The 621-nt window shown below is 67.1% G+C and carries 1 protein-coding gene; it reads right to left on the bottom strand.

All coding sequences use genetic code 11. The features are described 5' to 3' along the window. Positions 1-621: malic enzyme-like NAD(P)-binding protein (locus tag EOA29_RS39185; protein ID WP_281061155.1), on the bottom strand; the 621-nt coding region annotated here is incomplete at both ends.

The raw sequence follows: 621 nt of genomic DNA, 5'->3' as shown, positions 1-621 counted from the left end.
CCACCTGCGCGGCGCGCAGCACACGCTCGTCCTCGCCGTCGGCATAGATGACGCGCTTGGCACTCGACGCCTTGGCCGTCGAGAACACCGGCTTCATCACCAGGCCGGAGCGGAACACGAAGCGGTTCAGCTTGTCGATATAGGCGGCGAAGTCGGCGATCGGCCTGGTGGCCACGCCGGTGTCGCAGGCGGCCTTGGCGACGGCCGGCGCGATGCGCAGGATGAGGCGCGGGTCGAAGGGCGAGGGGATCAGGAAATCGGGCCCGAAGATCGGCGTCTCGCCGGAATAGGCGCGCGCCGCGACATCCGATGGCTCTTCGCGGGCAAGGGCGGCGATCGCCCTGACCGCCGCCATCTTCATCTCCTCATTGATGGCGCTGGCGCCGCAGTCAAGCGCGCCACGGAAGATGTAAGGAAAGCACAGTACGTTGTTGACCTGATTGGGGAAATCGGAACGGCCGGTGCAGATCATCGCATCCGGTCTCGCGGCCCGCGCGGCCTCCGGCATGATCTCTGGATTGGGATTGGCCAGCGCCAGGATCAGCGGCTTCGGCGCCATGTGCTGCAGCAGTTCCGGCTTCAGGACACCGACGCGCGCACCCTGGCCGACGTCATTCCCGG

The sequence above is a fragment of the Mesorhizobium sp. M1E.F.Ca.ET.063.01.1.1 genome (genome assembly GCF_003998155.1).
GTDB lineage: Bacteria > Pseudomonadota > Alphaproteobacteria > Rhizobiales > Rhizobiaceae > Mesorhizobium.
Note: the sequence above shows the minus strand (reverse complement) of the source record. Positions and strands in the feature narration are given on the sequence as shown.